Source organism: Actinoplanes sp. L3-i22 (assembly GCF_019704555.1).
GTDB lineage: Bacteria > Actinomycetota > Actinomycetes > Mycobacteriales > Micromonosporaceae > Actinoplanes.
In genome coordinates, this window is the sequence record NZ_AP024745.1 from 8,822,528 (window position 1) to 8,837,943 (window position 15,416).

Here is a 15,416-nt window from a genome sequence, read left to right on the forward strand (position 1 = left end):
TCTGATTATCCGGGCGGCCGCGCTTCCGACCCGCGGCGACCCGTCCGGTCCTGAGCAGCACGAGGAGACACCATGACCGACGCCACCGGCGACGTTCCCACCGCCGACGCCGAAGGGGAAGCCGAGGAGCAGCCCTTCGAGAACCGTGCGACCCGGCGGGCCAAGGGCAAGTCGACCGCCAAGCACACCGGGGACACCGGGACCCACGTCCACGGCCGCTCCGGCACGACCCCGAGCCCCCGCCAGTACGGCAACCGCCGCAGCGGCTGACCGGCAAGCAGTCCAGGCCGCGGCCGCACCCACCCGGGTGCGGCCGCCGCCCGGCGTTCCACTCTCCCGCTCCAGAAACGCCAGGGTCACCGCGGCGAACAGCCACCCCGCCGCCGAGCGCGACGCCGACCGCGGCCGGCGCCGGCAGTCCCGCCGTACCCCGCGGGCCGACCAGGACGACCCGCTGCCGGTACCGACCGGGCGGGTGCCGGGCCCGCATCGTCGCGCGCTAAATTTTTCTCGCGCGGCCGACACGACGATGGAATCGCGGTCGGCGCCGAACTCCCGGCCCGCGAACCGGACCGCACGCCGCCCCGGGCCTCCGGTACAGGCCTACTACCACGGCGGCTACGCTGTGTCACTACGATCTGAAGGAAAGTAGTTGCAGATGATTGATGTGCAGGAGTTCGCCCGTCGGCTCAGCACGCTCGGCCCCGCCGTCACCACCGAGGACATCGAGGACCTGGCCGATGCCGCCGGGGTGCGCATCGACCCGGCCCGGGGCATCGACGCCGACCAGGCCCAGCGGATGCTGGATCACCACTCCTCGTCGGCGGGCGTCAGCGGGGTCGAGCTGGTCGCCACCCAGTGGCCGCCGTCGGCGGACGTGCGCTCGGTGGCTCCCCCGGTGGTGTTCTCCAGCCCGGGCGCCGTGGACAACCCGACCGGCCCGCCGGCCCGGCCGCGCCGGTCCGGCCCCGCGCACCACGGCCGCCCGGACTCGCGGCGCTCCGGCCGGTGACGGCACCGCGCGCCATGATCCGGTAGCGGCCGGGTCCGGGGGCATCGGGCGGCGCCGGGTATGGTTCGGCCGGTGAATCCCGCTGACCTGCAAGGCCTTCGATCGGGAACGCTCGAGACCCGCGAGGCACACGTGCACCGCCTGCTCGATCGGGCCAGGGCGCACGAGGACGAGTCGGCGATCGCGGCGCTGCACGTACTCGTCCGCGACTATCCGGACTTCCACCGGTCGCTGTATTCGCGGGCGATGAACCAGGCGGAGGTCTTCGCCGACGCCGGCCTGGCCGAGCCGCTGCTCGCCGCGCTCGGCGACACCCGGTACAACTGCCAGGCCTGGGCCGTGATGGGCTGCGCGGCGATGGACATCCGGGCCGCCGTGCCGCAACTGGTCACGCTGCTCGACCACCCGCAGTGGATCGTCCGGGGCGAGACGGTGACAGCGCTCGGGCAGCTCGGTGACGCCTCGGTGGTGCCCGCGCTGCGGCCGCTGCTCGGCGACCAGGCCGACTGGCTGCGCCAGCGGACCGCCGACACCCTGGCCAAGATCGGCGGGGACGCGGCGCTGGAGGCGCTCTGGCACGAGTTCGAGCACCGGCGGTTCCCCCGGATCGGCTATCTGGCCAGCACGCTCGCGCTGTTCACGCCGGAGGTGGTGCCCCGGCTGCTGGCCGCGACCGACAGCCCGGACCCGGACCAGCGGTACTGGGCCGCCGTCGCGCTCGGCTCGACCGGCGACGATCGGGCCGTCCCGGCGCTGGAGCGGCTGATGGCCGAGGACCGCGGCGTGACCGTCTTCGACGGGGAGGTGCGCACCGCGGCGAAGAAGGCCCTGCGCACGCTCCGCCGCATCCAGGCCGCCATCGCCGGCCGGGAAAAGACCGAGACCGAGACCCCGACTTCCTGACGTACGGCGTCAGGCGGCCAGGACCAGGCTCAGGGTGCCGACCCGCTTGGACTTCTTCGCCTCGTACATGGCCAGGTCGGCCCGGCGGATCAGGGCGTCGACGGTGTCGCCGGGGTGGGCCTCGGCGGCGCCGACGCTGATCCCGATCCGGACCTGTTCGCCGGCCGTCCGGAACGGCTCGGCGGTCATCGCGGCGATCCGGCCGGTGACCGCCTCGACCGCGTCCGGGCCCCGGCAGATCAGCACGAACTCGTCCCCGCCGAAGCGGCTGACCAGGTCGTTCTCCCGCACGCAGCCGCGCAGCCGGGCGGCGACCGCGATCAGCAGCTCGTCGCCGGCGGCGTGCCCGAGGCGGTCGTTGACCGGCTTGAACCCGTCCAGGTCGCAGAAGAGCACGGCGATCCCGGCGTCGCCCGGCCCGCCGGCGGCGCCGAGCAGGTCGCCGAGGTGGGTCAGGCAGGCGGCCCGGTTGGGCAACTCGGTGAGGCCGTCCCGGGTCGCGAGGTGGTGCAGCGCCTGCTCGGCCGCGCGGCGCTGGTCGGCGAGGCGGGCGATCCGGACCATCACCAGCGGGACCACCGCGGCCGACGAGAGGGCGATCAGCGTGCCGTCGACCGGCAGCCCGAGCATCGCCCGGCCGCCGCCGACCAGCGGGGTCAGCGCGAGCATCACGCCCAGGAACGTCATCCGGCCGCGGCTCAGGTCGTCCTGCGGCGCCTGACCGGGACTGATCACCGCCCGGACCGAGGGGTGCACGGCCGCGCAGCCGAGCGCGGCGTACGCCGCGAGGTAGACCATGTTCGTCCAGTCGGCGCGCGCCCCGGCGGAGTCCACGGCCAGCACCGACGCCACGTCCCCGACCAGGGTCAGCGCCACCCCGCCGGTGAACAACCGCACCGACCACGACCGGCCGCCGGCCATCGAGACCCGCAGCATCGCGCCGAGCGTCCCGCTGATCATCATCACGCCGGCGAACATCGACGCCTGCCGCCCGAGCGTCTGGTGCTGCGCGGTCATCGCCGGCCACAGCAGCGCGTCCCAGAGCACCCCGCCGGCCGCGACCGCGGTGATCACCGAGTCGATGATCCCGCCGACGTCGCCACGGCCCCGCAGCCGCACCAGCGCGACCGCCGCGACCAGCAGGAACAGTCCGCCCGCGGAGTAGAAGACCTCGGCCAGGCTGCCGTCCCCGCTGGCCCGGCCACCGACCGTCGCCAGCCAGATCCAGATGACGTTGCCGATGTTGTAGAACGTCATCGCGACGAGCATCAGCCACCACGGCGCGCGGGCGCCGGCCGGGGCGCGGCGCAGCGCGTGGACGACGGCCGGCAGCACCGCGCCGAGCGTCACCGCGAGGAACGGCCACTGCCGCAGCTCGAACGGCCACGCCAGATACGTCGCCACCAGGGCGGTGGTGACCACGGCGTAGCAACGGAGCAGCACGTGCGCCCTGATCGGCCGCGACCGGCCGAACCTAAGACGTATCCGGTTCGCCTACCCGGGCGTCAGGACTTTTCGCAGCCCGGTCAACCCCTCGACGGCGACCTTGCCGAGCGCGGCGCCGGTCGCGGCGTCGAACCAGTGCACCCCGCCGGGCACCCCGGCGTACAGCCGGGCGCCGTCCGCGCTGAGCCCGAGCCCGCGCAGCGGCCCCGGCACCGGCCGGCTCGCCTCGACCCCGTCGTGATCCCGGCTCAGCACCAGGATCCGGTCCCCGGCGCCGGCGAAGACCCGGCGCCCGGCCGCCAGCACCAGCGACGCCGCCCCGCCCGGCACCGGCGCCGCCCCGACCCGGTCCACGGCGAGCGACTCCAGATCCGCGTACGCCAGCCGCCCGCTCCCGCTGTCCACCACCGCGGCCCCCGAACCGTCCACCGCGATCGCGTGCCCGTCCGCCGGCCCCTCGCCGAACGGGTGCGGCAGGTCCAGGCAGTACGCCCACCCCTCGGCCAGGTTCAGCACGTGCACGAACGCGTGCGCGTTGCCGGGCCGCCCGGAGAGCAGGTCCCGGGTGTGCCGGTGCCCGGGCTGGTGGGTGTAGAGCGTGAGCAGCAACCGTCCGTTCCCGGTCAGCACCGCCTGCCGCCCCTCGCCGCGCATCTCCTCCTCGGCCCCGGTCGGCACCGGCACCTTGTCCCGGGTGTTCAGCGGCTGCAACCGCCCGGTCGCGAGCTCCAGCCGCCGGACCCGATAGTGGTCGGGCTGCCCGGCCGGCAGCCACTGCAGGACGAACAGGCCGGCGGCGTCGGTGCTGAACGCGTCCGGCTCGACCACCCCGGGCAGGTCGTACTCGCGGGCGGCGCCGTCGACCACGACCAGCAGCGGGGTGCGGGCGCGACCGGACGGGACCACCGCGGCCGGGGTCCGGGTCAGGGCGCAGGCGCGGCCGTCCGGCGAGACCGCCCGGGGCAGCCAGCCGGCGGCCAGGCGGGTGGTCCCGGTCGTCCCGCCGGTCCCGGTCACGACGTGCGACAACTGCTGCTCCCGTACGACGGCGAGCCGCCCCCCGTCACTGCTGAGCACCGCCGCCGGCCCGTACTCCTGCGCGCCCCGCGGCGTCAGCCGCACCAGCCCCCGGCCGGTGTCGGCGAGGAGCGGATCCGGCGTGGTCGTCGCGAGCGCCGGGGTGTCCCGGCATCCGGCCAGGGCGAGCCCGGTCGCCCCGGCGAGGGCGAGGAAGTTCCGGCGAGTCGTCATGTCACGGTGACACCACTCGATGGGGAACCGGTTCCCGATCAGTGGTGTCCTATGGATGTGGTGGCAGACGAGGCGGCCGTGGTGGCCCGGGCGCGTGCGGGGGATCTGGACGCCTACGAGATCCTGGTCGGGCACTGCACCGCGCCCGCGCACCGGGCCGCCGTGCTGCTCGGGGCGGGCGCGGACGCGGACGACGTGGTCCAGGAGGCGTTCGTGAAGGCGTACCGGCAGCTCGGCCGCTATCGCGGGGACGCCGGGTTCAAGGCCTGGCTGCTCGCCATCGTCGCGAACGAGACCCGCAACCTGGTGCGGTCCCGGCGGCGGCGCGACGGCGTGCTGCAGCGGGCCGGGGTGCGGGCCGGCCCCGAGCCGTACGAGCCGGATCCGGCCGAGACCGCGGTGGCCGGGGAGCGGCGGCGGTTCCTGCTCGACCAGTTGCGGGCGCTCGACGCGCGCGACCGGGACGTGCTGGTCTGCCGCTACCTGCTGGACCTGTCCGAGGCGGAGACCGCGATGACGCTCGGGCTGCCCCGCGGCACGGTGAAGTCGCGGACCGCACGGGCGCTCGGCAAACTGCGCGACCGGATCCCGGCGGAGGGGGTGCCCGGTGCCTGATCAGGAGTTCGACGACCTCGTCGCGGAGCTGCGCGAGCTGGGGCGGGCCATCGCCGTACCGGAAGCAATTGATCAGCGGGCCGCGGTCCGGAGTCGCCTCGCGCGCCCGGCACCGCGCCGGCATCGCGGCCGTTTTTATCTTTCCGCGATCGTCGCGGCCCTGGTCCTCGCCGTGGCGGTGATCTCGCCGGCCCGGGCCGCCGTGCTCGGCGCCATCCGCCGGATCGCCGGGATCGAGCTGCGGCAGGAGACGCCGCGCGGACCGCTGCCGGCCACGCCGAGTCCGATTCCGTCCATCCGGAGCGCGGACCTCGACCAGGCCCGGCGGGTCGCGCTCTTCCCGGTGACGGCGCCGGCGGCGCTGGGGTCGCCCGACCGGGTGCTTCTGGCAGATTCGGACAAAAACGGCGCGCCGCGTGTGGTCTCGCTCGTCTACCGGGGCGGTACGGTGCGTTTTGACCAGTTCGACGGGACGCTGGAGCCGGCGTTCCTGAAGACCGCTCCGAACGCGGAGTGGGTGACTCTCGGCGACAGCGCGATCTGGCTGGCCGCGCCGCACCCGGTCACGTACGTCGGCCGCGACGGCGTGACCAGGACCGAGACCGCCCGCCTCGCCGGGCCGACGCTGATCTGGGCTTCCGGGGGCGTCACCTACCGGCTGGAGGGACTGCCGACGCTCACCGAAGCCCTCGACGTCGCCCGGTCGGTGCGCTGACCAGCGCTGAAGGGGATATGAGAGTTCGTTTCGTGGTCCTGGCCGTCGTCGCCAGCCTGGCCCTGGTGGCCTGCTCCGACGACCCCGCCCCCCGGCCCGCCCCGACGACGGCCAGCCCGTCCGCGTCCGTCGAGCAGTTCTACGTGCAGCCGTCCGGGCCGGCGGTCGCCCAGGTCCAGCAGTGGACCGCGGAGGGCCGGACCGCCGACGCCACCGCGGTGCAGCGGATCGCCGACGCGCCGACCGCGGTCTGGTTCGCCGACGCCGATCCGGGTTTCGCCGACAAGGCCCGGGACCTGGTCACCGCCGCGCAGGCGGCCGGCCGGACCCCGGTGCTGGTGGCCTACTACGTTCCGCAACGGGACTGCGGCGGGCACTCCGGCGGCGGCGCGCCCGACGCGCAGGCCTACCGCCAGTGGATCGCCCAGCTCGCGGCCGCGGTGAACGGCTCCCCGGCGCTCGTCGTGCTGGAGCCGGACGCGGTCACGCACGTACTGCAGAATTGTCTTTCGGAATCGGCCGCCACGGAGCGTTATCAGCTCCTCGGGGAGGCCATCCGGGCCTTCAAGGCGGATCCTTGGGTGCGCGTCTACCTCGACGGCGGCAATCCGGGCTGGATCAAGGACATCGATCGCGTCGTCGACTCGCTGCGGAAGGCCGGGGTCGCCGACGCGGACGGTTTCAGCCTCAACGTCGCCAACTTCGAAACCACCAAAGCCAACCTCGATTACGGTACGGCCATCTCGGATCACCTGGGTGGCAAGCACTTCGTGATCGACACGAGCCGCAACGGCAACGGCCCCGCCGAGACCGAGGGGTCCGGGGACGGCCACTGGTGCAACCCGCCCGGCCGCGCCCTCGGTCCGGCGCCGACCACCCAGACCGGCCAGCCCCGGGTCGACGCCTACCTGTGGGTGAAACGCCCCGGCGAGTCCGACGGCGCGTGCGGCGGCGGCGCCCCGGAGGCCGGCCGGTGGTGGCCGGAGTACGCCCTCGATCTGGCCACCGGCTGACCCGTCCGGACGGTGGCACGAATCGGTGATCTCCGATCCCGCAAGGTCCCCTAGATTTTTGGTCACCACACCGCACCGACACGGGGAGACCGAAAATGTCCGCACGCAACCTTGCCCTTCTGATCGCCGCCGCCGGCCTCGCGCTGGGCGCCGCCGCCTGCGACTCCACCGGGGACACCGCCGGCGCGGCGCCGGCCCCGGGCGCCACCTCGGCCCGGCCCACGGCCGGCGCGACGCCTGCCGCGACCGCGACGACAACCGCCACCACGCGCGCCGCCTGCCCGGTCACCTCGGACGACCTGCAGCCCGCGGTCCGGAAGAAAGCCGGCGACAACACCGCGGAGATCGCGTTCGAGAAGATCGTCTGCTACCGGGACTACGCGGCGGCCACGACGCCGGAGAACAAGATCTCCGACGAGGAGTACTACGTCTTCAAGTACACCGCCGGCGACTGGTCGGTCCTCTCCAGCGGCACCGGCGACATCTGCCCCGGCGTCCCGGCCGACGTCACCAAGCACTTCCGCGCCGCCCACTACGGCGCCTGCGACTGACCGAATCGGCAGACAGGGCTCGCCGGCGGTCCGGGGAAATCGGTTGGCCGGGCGGCGCGTCTCCGGCAATCTTCCATCCATGACCGCTGATGAGCTGACCGGCTGCGTGATCGTCTCCGGCATGCCGGGTGCCGGGAAGTCCACGGTGACCGGCCTGGCCGCCCGGCTGCTGCCCCGGGCCGCCCAGGTCAAAGGTGACGCCGTGAACGAGATGATCCGCAGCGGCCGGGTCGGCTTCCTGGGTGAGCCCGCGGACGAGGCCCTGCGCCAGGGCGACCTGTGCAACCGCAACATGGGCGCGCTCGCGGCCAACTTCGTCGACTTCGGCTTCACCGCGCTGATGGACACCGTGGTGGCCGACCGGGCCGAACTGGACCAGCTGTGCGGCCTGCTGGCCCCACGGCCGGTCCGGCTGGTCGTCCTGGCCCCGGGCGCGGCGGTCTGCCGGCACCGCAACGCCACCCGCGACCCGGACGAGCGGTTCGAGTTCGACGGCTACGACCAGCTCGACGCCGACATGCGCGCCCAGCTCGGCCACCTCTGCTGGTGGTTCGACACGTCCACGCTGACCCCGCGGGAGACCGCCGCCCGACTGGTCCGCGAAACCACCCGACTAGCCCCGCTGCTGTGACCGTCGCCCCAGCTCAGGGCGCGGCGCGACGGAGGATTACGGTGTGGCGTGCCTGATGCCCGCCTCGTCGCGACCGTGACCGCTCCCCTGGGTGCCGCCGGCGCGCCCGAGATCATCCACCGGACCCTGCTCGTGCAGCGCGGCGACGCCGAGCTGGTCGTCCGGGATCTCGACGGGATCCGGCCGGAGCGGCGCTTCCCCGCGCCCTGGCCCCGCGACTACGGCTCGGTGACCGTCTCCCCGGGCGGCGATCTCGCGGTGTTCGGTGGGGTGCACGCGATCCGGGCCGTGGACGTCACCGGCGCGGTCCGCTGGGAGCTGCGGCACGGCTGCTGGTCGGCGGCCGTCTGCGAGGTGGCCCACGAGGCCTTCGACGAATACGCCGGCGAGCACTACCACGCCACGGCCGACAGCGGGTCGGCGGCGTTCTCCGCGGACGGCCGGGTGGTCTGGGCGCACGTCCGCGCGAACCAGGGTGACGGCGAGGAGTGGCTGGTCCTGGACGCCGGGGACGGGACGGTGCTGGCGCGGGCCGACACGATGACCGTCGGCTCGATGTCCTGGCACGTCGCGCATCCGGATCCGGCGTTCATGGGGCTGAGCATCGGCACCGGCGACGAGGACGCGCCGACGCTGTGGGGCCGCTGGGCCGGCGGGACCCTGACCGTGACACGCCTCCCGGGGGAGGTGCTGCTCGACGTCAGCCCGTCCGGCGAGCACTTCCTGACCGTGGACGTCGAGCAGTCGTCGCTGGGCCTGTACCGGGCCGTGGACGGCGCCGAGCTGCGGCGGGCGGACGCCGAGGACGACGACGAGGAGATCTGGGAGTACGCCGGCGCGGTCCCCTGGGACACCGTCGCGCTGGCCGGCGTCGAGGTCGAGGTCGACGAGCCGGAGCACTGGCTGATCGACCTGGGCACGATGACCGCGCGCGGGCCGGTGGCCTACCCGTTCCCGGTGTGGGGCCCGCCCCGGCCGGTGGGCCCGGGCACCTGGTGCACGGTCGCGCGCGACGACACCGCCGTGCACCTCTGGGCGCTAGCCGGCCTTCCGGAAGACGTCTAGGACGAACCACTCGTCCTCGTGGTGGATCAGCCGCTCCAGGCCGGGGCGGGCGGCGATCTCGGCGTGCACGTTGAAGCCGTCGTAGTTGCCCGGGTTCTCCCGGTCGCGGAAGTGGACCGAGAGCAGGTCGCCGCCCGGTTCCAGGCGGGCCAGCACGCCGTCCAGCATCGTCCGCAGGTCGGCGGCGGACAGGTAGTACAGCAGGTCGCCGATGACGACCAGGTCGAACGTGCCGTCCGGGAGTTCGGCGGGCAGGAGCGCCCGCTCCACCCGTACCGAAGGAATGTCGGTGACCAGGGAGCGGGCCTGGACCACCGCCTCGTCGACGCAGTCGACGGCCAGAATCTCGTCGCAGCGCGCCGCGAGCATCACGGTGAGCCTGCCCACCGCGCAGCCCGGCTCGTAGCCGCGGCGGTAGCGCGGCCGGGGCAGACTGGCCATGGCGACCGCGTATTTGCGCTGGTCGCTCCACTTGCTGGCATTGTCCCAGGGGTCGTCCTTGGCCTCGTAGAGGCCGATGAAATGGTCGAGGGAGAAGGACGCCTCCGGCGGAACGGCGTCACCCTGGGTACGTGTCACCCGGCGATTCTCCCAAGCGGTCACCGGGACTGGACGGTCAGGGCGCCGACCCCCTCCTCCGAGTCGATCTTGAGGAAGGCGTCCTCCCGGAAACGGACCGTCTCCCCCTTGTCGATGCCCTTGTCGGTGTCGCCGTAGAGGGTGACCGAGCCGGCGCCGTGCCGGAAGTACGCGCGCACCGCCTCCTTGCCGTCGGTGACGATCCGCCACGTGCCGATCCCGCCGCGCTCGACGATCGGGATCGCCGCGTCCTGATCAGGAACGGACATGTCCACGGTGGCCGCGCCGCCGTTCAGCTCGATGCCGCCGACCCGCCCGCCGGACAGGTCGAGGCCGGCCTCGCTGACCCCGCCGCGCAACCGCAGCGACCACCGCACCTTGTCGCTGAGCAGCACGTCGAGACGGGCCGTGCCGTTCTTCTTGCCGTTCGGGGCGACCGAGACCTTGACCGTGCCGTTGACCACGGCGGCCTTCGCGGTGATCGTGCTGTCGTCGGCGACCCCGATCTTGAAGAAGCCGTCGTCCACGTCGCCGATCTTGACGCGCAGCTGGGTGACGCCGTTGACCAGCTCGAAGGTGGCGGTGTTCGGGATCGCGGGTGAGGTGGCGGGCGCGACCGGCGGGGCGGCGGCGGTGGTGGGCGCGACCGAGGCGGCGGCCGGTGGGGAGGCGCCGATCGAGACCGGCGGGGTGGCCGGCGGCGAGACGGCCGCGGTCGGCGCCGGCAGCGGCGGCGCCGGCAGGCCGGTGTCCTTCCCCAGGTCGTTGCGCGCGTAGCCGACGGCGGCGAAGACACCGCCGCCGACCAGGACGGCGACGGCGGCGAGGAGCAGCGCGGGCTTCAGATCCTTTGTGGTACGGCCGTCCGGATCCCCGATCCACCGCGTGCCGTCGGACGTCTCGGACTCCCCCGCCGGCGGCCCGGTGTGCAGGGCCGGTCCGGTCCGGGTGGCGTCCACTCCGGGCAGCTCGTAGTGGTCGGCCGGCGGCCCGAGCCGGTGCGGGGCGTCGGGCCAGTAGTCGGAGATCCGGGGCCACCCGCTCGGAGCCCCGGACGGCTCGGTCTTCGGAACAGGACTCTCCACGTACGTCTCCTCGCTGCGGCCACGCGGCTCCCCATGCCCACGCCGGGTGGTCCGCTGAGGTATACGCATCGGCTCCTGGTTCGGTTCGGCGACCGGAAGAAAAGATTTGTACGCGGTTTCCGGTGAAACCCTTGATATCCGGCACGCGCCCGACAAAGATCCTTATCGCTTCATTAAGTTCGTTTGCGTCAGGTTCTGCAGGAAGCGAATTACATGCCGGAAGAAGACTCCCCAGAGGGGTTGCGGGTCGGCGGCTGGTTGCCGCCGTATTCCCCCGAAGCGATGTTCCGCAAAGCTCCGATCCGGCCCACCACGCCCGCCGCTTTCCCGCCCGCGCCGATCCCCGGCTTTCCGGGCTGGAACCGCAGGTCCAGGCCGTTCCGGCGGCGGGCCGCGTTGGTCGCCGTCGCGGTGGCCACGCTGGGCGTGGCCGGGGTGACCGCCGGGTCCCTCGGCAGCGCTCAGAAGAAAGGCGATCCGGAGTTTCTCGCCGGTGGTGTCCCGCCAGCGCCACCGGTCGCCCAGACCGTCGTCATCGCCCCGATCCCCAGTTCAAGCCCGTCCACATTCGGGAGCGCTCCCACGACAACGCCATTGCGATATCGGCCGACGTCAAAGCCCGCCCCGTCGAAGAACCGGACCACCACCCCCGCCCCCTCCCCCACCGCCGTCACGTTGCGTGTCGGCACGACGGTTGCCCTGACCCTCGCCGACCAGCCCGGTTACCGGGTCCGGCACCGTAATTTCCTGGGTCGGACCGACGCCATCGGAACGTCCGGCAACCCCGGCGACCGGGCCGACTCGAGCTTCACCGTACGTATCGGTCTGGGGAATTCCGGATGCGTCTCGCTCGAATCTGTTAACTATCCCGGCTATTTCCTTCGGCACCAGAACTTCGAAATAAAGCTGAACCGCCGGGACCGGTCAGATCTGTTCGACCAGGACGCCACTTTCTGTCCGGTCGCGATTCGCTCGGGTGCCGCACTCACGTTGCGAGGCAACAATTATCCGAAACGGTTCGTGACCGAATCGGGCGGGCGGCTGTATCTGCGGGAGACCACCGCGGAACGGGCGCTCGCACTCGTGCCGGGCCCCGCCTGAGCCGAACACGGCATCAGCCGGAGCCGCGCGAACGGCTCCGGCTGAAGTGACAAAGACCGCGCTGGGTGCTGCCTCAAGGCCCCCGAAGCAGCACCCAGCGCCTGTCTCCGCAGCTCAGGCGCGCAGGATCAGCACGCCCCGGGGTTCCAGCACCCCGTCCGGGCCGAGGTCGACCGGCTCGGACGTCCGGTTGATCAGGAACCGGTGGTTCCCGCGCCGGGCCAGCTCCACCCGCCCACGCAGGGCGGACGGCAGCTCACTGGTCACCCCCGCGGCGTCCAGCAGTCCGGGCAGCACCGCGGCGAGCCCGTCCGCGCCGAGACGGGTGGAGACGTACGCCGCGGATCCGGCGCCCACCGCGCGCCGGGTGATCGCCGCACGTTCCGCCTGATCCCCGGTCTTGTACCGGGCCAGGATCTCGACATCAGAATCGGTCACGTCGACCCGGTCGGTCCACAGCGTGCCGGTCGTCCCGTTGTCCAGCTCGACGGTCTCGCCGTCGAGCAGCGGGGCGAACTCCTCGATCCGGATGCCGAGCACGTCCCGCAGCGCACCCGGGTAGCCGCCGAGCCAGATCTGGTCGTTCTGGTCGACGACCCCGGAGAAGTACGTGGTGACCAGGTGGCCACCGCCCGCGACGTACGCTTCGAGCCGCTCCTTCAGCGCGGCCGGCACCATGTGCAGCACCGGCGCGATGACCATTTTAAAATCAAGAGCCCGGCTTGCCGGTACGACGTCGGCCCGGATGCCGTGGTCGAGCAGCGCCGTGTACCAGTCGAGCGCCTCCTGCCGGTACCGCAGCCGGTCGGTCGGGTGCGAGTCGTTCTCGGCCACCCACCACGACTCCCAGTCGAACAGGATCGCCACGTCGGCCGGCACCCGGTCGCTGCCGGCCAGGTCGGCCAGGTCCCGCAACCGCCCGCCGAGCTCGACCACCGAGCGGAACAGCGCGCTGTTCTCCCCGGCGTGCGGCACCATCGCCGAGTGGTACTTCTCGGCGCCGGCCTTCGACTGCCGCCACTGGAAGAAGCAGACCGCGTCGGCGCCGTGCGCCACGTGCGTGAGCGAGTCCCGGTGCAGCTCACCGGGCTTCTTCGCGACGTTGATCGGCTGCCAGTTGACCGCGCTGGTGGAGTGCTCCATCAGGAACCACGGCCGGCCGCCGGCGATGTTGCCGGTCAGGTTCGCCGAGAAGGAGAGCTCGTCGCGGGCCTGCGGGCCGGGCAGCACGTAGTGGTCGTTGGAGACGAAGTCCACCTCGGGCGCCCAGTCGGCGTAGTTCATCGTGTTCATCTGGCCCATCACCATGAAGTTCGTGGTGACCGGCACGTCCGGGCTGAGCTCGTGCAGCAGGTCCCGCTCGGCGCGCAGGTGGTCCTTGAGCGCGTCCGAGGAGAACCGTTTGAAGTCCAGGTTCTGCGTCGGGTTCGGGTGGGTGGCGGCCTGCCGGGGCGGGATGATCTGGTCCCAGTCGGAGTAGCGCTGGGACCAGAAGTCGGTGCCCCACGCCTCGTTCAGCCCGTCCAGCGTGACGTACCGGTCGCGCAGCCAGGTGCGGAACGCGGTCGCCGCGTCGTCCGAGTAGTCGTAGACGTTGTGGCAGCCCAGCTCGTTGTTGACGTGCCACGCGGCGACGGCCGGGTGCTTGCCGTACCGGGTGGCCAGGGCCCGCACCAGGCGCAGGGCGTGCGCCCGGAACACCGGTGAGGTGGGCCGCCAGTGCTGACGGCCGCCCGGCCAGACGGTGTTGCCGAACTTGTCGACCGGCAGGATCTCCGGGTGCCGGGCGGTCAGCCACGGCGGCGGGGACGCGGTCGCGGTGGCCAGGTCGACCGCGATGCCACCGGCGTGCAGGAGATCGATGATCTCGTCCAGCCAGGCGAAGTCGTACACCTCGGGCCGGGGTTGGATCCTGGCCCAGGAGAAGATCGCCAGCGAGACGATGGTGACTCCGGCCTCGCGCATCGCGCGGACGTCCTCGACCCAGACCTCCCGCGGCCACTGCTCGGGGTTGTAGTCGGCGCCGTACTCCAGGCGGGGCGCCCCGGCGCGGCGCAGCCAGCGCCGGGGCGTCGTGTTGTCCGTTGTCATTTAACCGTGAAGCCCTGTTCCTGGCCGTACTTGACGGATGCGTCCTGCCAGCCCTTGAGGCCGTCCTGCAGGGTGCTTCCGCCGGTGTAGGCCTTACCGACGGAGTCGTTGAAGACGCTGTTCGCGTAGACCTGGAACGGCAGGTACGACCAGCCGGTCGCCACCTCGTTCGCGGCCTCGGCGAGGATCTCGTTGGCCTTCTGGCCGCCCAGGTACGGGAACTCCTTGTTCTTGAAGGCGTCCGCCTTGAGCTGCGCCGTGGTGGCCGGGAACGCACCCTGGTCGGTGCGGCTCTGCGCGCCGTCGGTGACCGTGGCGTACTTCATGAAGCCGTACGCGATGGTCTTGTTCTGGCTCGCCTCGGTGACGGCGAGGGAGCTGCCGCCGTTCTCCGAGGTGACCTTCTCGCCGGACGCCCACTGCGGCATCGGCGCGACCCGCCACTTGCCGGACGCGGCCTTGACGCCGGACTCCAGGTTCGGCGGCATCCAGGCGCCGATCACCAGGCTGGCGATGGTGCCGTCGCCGAGGCCCTTGTACCAGGCGTCGCTCCAGCCGGGGATCGGCGCGAGCAGCTTCTTGTCGATCATGCCCTGCCAGAGGCCGGTGAACTTCTGGGTGCCGGCGTCGGCGAAGTTGATCCCGACGTTGGTGCCGTCGACCGTGTACGGACGGCCGCCGGCCTGCCAGATCATGCTGGTGGTGAAGCCGGCGTCGCCGCTGTCACTGGTGATCCAGGACTTCGGGTTCGCGGTGTGCAGCTTCTCGCCCGCGGCGGCGTACTCCTCCCAGGTGGTCGGGACCTGGATGCCGTACTTGTCGAAGACCTCTTTGTTGTAGAACAGCGCCATCGGGCCGGAGTCCATCGGCAGGCCGTAGATCTTCTCGCCGGAGTGCACCGAGCTCCACGGGCCGGGCGTGAACGTGCCGTCCAGCGCCTTCGCGCCGAACGCGTTCAGGTCGGCGACCGACTTGCCCAGGGCGAACTGCGGCAGCGCGAAGTACTCGATCTGCGCCAGGTCGGGCACGCCGGTGCCGGCCTTGATCGCGTTGGCCAGCGCGGTGTACTGGTCGTTGCCGCTGCCGTTCTTGATCAGGTTGACCTTGACCTTGGGGTACTTGACCTGGAAGTCGGCGACCACCTTGGTCAGCGTGGGCTCCCAGGCCCAGACCGTGATGCTGCCCCCGGCCTGCAGGGCCGCTTCGACGTCGGCGTCGGAGACGGTGGTGCTGGCGGCCTTCGTGTCGTCGCTGCTGTCGTCGGACGAGCCGCAACCGGCGGCGAGGAGGGCCAAGGACGAGGCGGCGCCGAGAAGCAGGCGCCGGCGGGAGAGTTCCATGCGCATTCCTTTTTCTAA

16 protein-coding genes are annotated in these 15,416 nt (G+C 72.5%); 10 read left to right on the forward strand and 6 right to left on the reverse strand.

Annotation, left to right across the window (positions count from 1 at the left end; translation table 11 throughout):
• Window positions 1–72 precede the first annotated feature (72 nt).
• The 3 genes from L3i22_RS39555 to L3i22_RS39565 all read left to right on the forward strand — a co-directional run bounded on the left by L3i22_RS39555 (window position 73) and on the right by L3i22_RS39565 (window position 1,915).
• Window positions 73–270, forward strand: a complete 198-nt coding sequence (locus tag L3i22_RS39555) for a hypothetical protein (RefSeq protein ID WP_221322579.1) — start codon at window positions 73–75, stop codon at window positions 268–270.
• Between the two features lie 388 nt (window positions 271–658).
• Window positions 659–1,012, forward strand: a complete 354-nt coding sequence (locus tag L3i22_RS39560) for a hypothetical protein (protein ID WP_221322580.1) — start codon at window positions 659–661, stop codon at window positions 1,010–1,012.
• Between the two features lie 72 nt (window positions 1,013–1,084).
• Window positions 1,085–1,915 (forward strand): HEAT repeat domain-containing protein, encoded by an 831-nt coding sequence (locus L3i22_RS39565; RefSeq protein WP_221322581.1) that lies wholly within the window; start codon window positions 1,085–1,087, stop codon window positions 1,913–1,915.
• A gap of 9 nt (window positions 1,916–1,924) precedes the next feature.
• On the opposite strand, the gene L3i22_RS39570 is transcribed toward L3i22_RS39565, so the two are convergent.
• Both L3i22_RS39570 and L3i22_RS39575 read right to left on the reverse strand, forming a co-directional pair.
• On the reverse strand, window positions 1,925–3,358 hold the full coding sequence (locus tag L3i22_RS39570; RefSeq protein WP_221322582.1) for a GGDEF domain-containing protein: 1,434 nt from the start codon (window positions 3,356–3,358) through the stop codon (window positions 1,925–1,927).
• Between the two features lie 51 nt (window positions 3,359–3,409).
• Window positions 3,410–4,612, reverse strand: a complete 1,203-nt coding sequence (locus L3i22_RS39575; protein ID WP_221322583.1) for a YncE family protein — start codon at window positions 4,610–4,612, stop codon at window positions 3,410–3,412.
• Window positions 4,613–4,663: 51 nt separating this feature from the next.
• Between L3i22_RS39575 and L3i22_RS39580 the strand changes: the two genes are divergently transcribed.
• From L3i22_RS39580 to L3i22_RS39605, 6 genes are all read left to right on the forward strand, one after another.
• A complete protein-coding gene (locus L3i22_RS39580) occupies window positions 4,664–5,227 on the forward strand; it encodes an RNA polymerase sigma factor (protein WP_221322584.1) in 564 nt (187 codons plus the stop codon).
• The gene (locus L3i22_RS39585; protein ID WP_221322585.1) at window positions 5,220–5,942 is read left to right on the forward strand and encodes a hypothetical protein; all 723 of its coding nucleotides are present in this window, start codon (window positions 5,220–5,222) and stop codon (window positions 5,940–5,942) included. Before L3i22_RS39580 ends, L3i22_RS39585 begins: the two co-directional genes overlap by 8 nt.
• A 17-nt stretch (window positions 5,943–5,959) precedes the next feature.
• A complete protein-coding gene (locus L3i22_RS39590) occupies window positions 5,960–6,955 on the forward strand; it encodes a glycoside hydrolase family 6 protein (protein ID WP_221322586.1) in 996 nt (331 codons plus the stop codon).
• Window positions 6,956–7,050: 95 nt separating this feature from the next.
• A complete protein-coding gene (locus L3i22_RS39595) occupies window positions 7,051–7,506 on the forward strand; it encodes a hypothetical protein (RefSeq protein WP_221322587.1) in 456 nt (151 codons plus the stop codon).
• Window positions 7,507–7,585: 79 nt separating this feature from the next.
• Entirely contained in the window at window positions 7,586–8,137 is a 552-nt protein-coding gene (locus tag L3i22_RS39600; RefSeq protein ID WP_221322588.1) for an AAA family ATPase, read from the forward strand.
• Between the two features lie 48 nt (window positions 8,138–8,185).
• Window positions 8,186–9,202 (forward strand): hypothetical protein, encoded by a 1,017-nt coding sequence (locus L3i22_RS39605; protein WP_221322589.1) that lies wholly within the window; start codon window positions 8,186–8,188, stop codon window positions 9,200–9,202.
• Here L3i22_RS39605 and L3i22_RS39610 read toward each other — a convergent pair.
• Entirely contained in the window at window positions 9,176–9,781 is a 606-nt protein-coding gene (locus L3i22_RS39610; protein WP_221322590.1) for a class I SAM-dependent methyltransferase, read from the reverse strand. The genes L3i22_RS39605 and L3i22_RS39610 overlap by 27 nt on opposite strands.
• Window positions 9,782–9,801: 20 nt before the next feature.
• Window positions 9,802–10,866 (reverse strand): hypothetical protein, encoded by a 1,065-nt coding sequence (locus tag L3i22_RS39615; RefSeq protein ID WP_221322591.1) that lies wholly within the window; start codon window positions 10,864–10,866, stop codon window positions 9,802–9,804.
• Between the two features lie 213 nt (window positions 10,867–11,079).
• Between L3i22_RS39615 and L3i22_RS39620 the strand changes: the two genes are divergently transcribed.
• On the forward strand, window positions 11,080–11,967 hold the full coding sequence (locus L3i22_RS39620; RefSeq protein ID WP_221322592.1) for an AbfB domain-containing protein: 888 nt from the start codon (window positions 11,080–11,082) through the stop codon (window positions 11,965–11,967).
• A 114-nt stretch (window positions 11,968–12,081) separates the two neighbouring features.
• Here L3i22_RS39620 and L3i22_RS39625 read toward each other — a convergent pair whose 3' ends face one another.
• Both L3i22_RS39625 and L3i22_RS39630 read right to left on the reverse strand, forming a co-directional pair.
• Window positions 12,082–14,058 (reverse strand): beta-galactosidase, encoded by a 1,977-nt coding sequence (locus L3i22_RS39625; protein ID WP_221322593.1) that lies wholly within the window; start codon window positions 14,056–14,058, stop codon window positions 12,082–12,084.
• Entirely contained in the window at window positions 14,055–15,398 is a 1,344-nt protein-coding gene (locus L3i22_RS39630; protein ID WP_221322594.1) for a sugar ABC transporter substrate-binding protein, read from the reverse strand. The genes L3i22_RS39625 and L3i22_RS39630 overlap by 4 nt, the downstream gene beginning before the upstream one ends.
• Window positions 15,399–15,416: the final 18 nt, after the last annotated feature.

Coding starts and splice junctions, on each gene's coding strand:
- L3i22_RS39555 (WP_221322579.1), top strand. CDS start 73: ATGACCGACGCCACCGGCGACGTTCCCACCGCCGACGCCGAAGGGGAA.
- L3i22_RS39560 (WP_221322580.1), top strand. CDS start 659: ATGATTGATGTGCAGGAGTTCGCCCGTCGGCTCAGCACGCTCGGCCCC.
- L3i22_RS39575 (WP_221322583.1), bottom strand. CDS start 4,612: ATGACGACTCGCCGGAACTTCCTCGCCCTCGCCGGGGCGACCGGGCTC.
- L3i22_RS39580 (WP_221322584.1), top strand. CDS start 4,664: ATGGATGTGGTGGCAGACGAGGCGGCCGTGGTGGCCCGGGCGCGTGCG.
- L3i22_RS39590 (WP_221322586.1), top strand. CDS start 5,960: ATGAGAGTTCGTTTCGTGGTCCTGGCCGTCGTCGCCAGCCTGGCCCTG.
- L3i22_RS39595 (WP_221322587.1), top strand. CDS start 7,051: ATGTCCGCACGCAACCTTGCCCTTCTGATCGCCGCCGCCGGCCTCGCG.
- L3i22_RS39600 (WP_221322588.1), top strand. CDS start 7,586: ATGACCGCTGATGAGCTGACCGGCTGCGTGATCGTCTCCGGCATGCCG.
- L3i22_RS39620 (WP_221322592.1), top strand. CDS start 11,080: ATGCCGGAAGAAGACTCCCCAGAGGGGTTGCGGGTCGGCGGCTGGTTG.
- L3i22_RS39625 (WP_221322593.1), bottom strand. CDS start 14,058: ATGACAACGGACAACACGACGCCCCGGCGCTGGCTGCGCCGCGCCGGG.
- L3i22_RS39630 (WP_221322594.1), bottom strand. CDS start 15,398: ATGGAACTCTCCCGCCGGCGCCTGCTTCTCGGCGCCGCCTCGTCCTTG.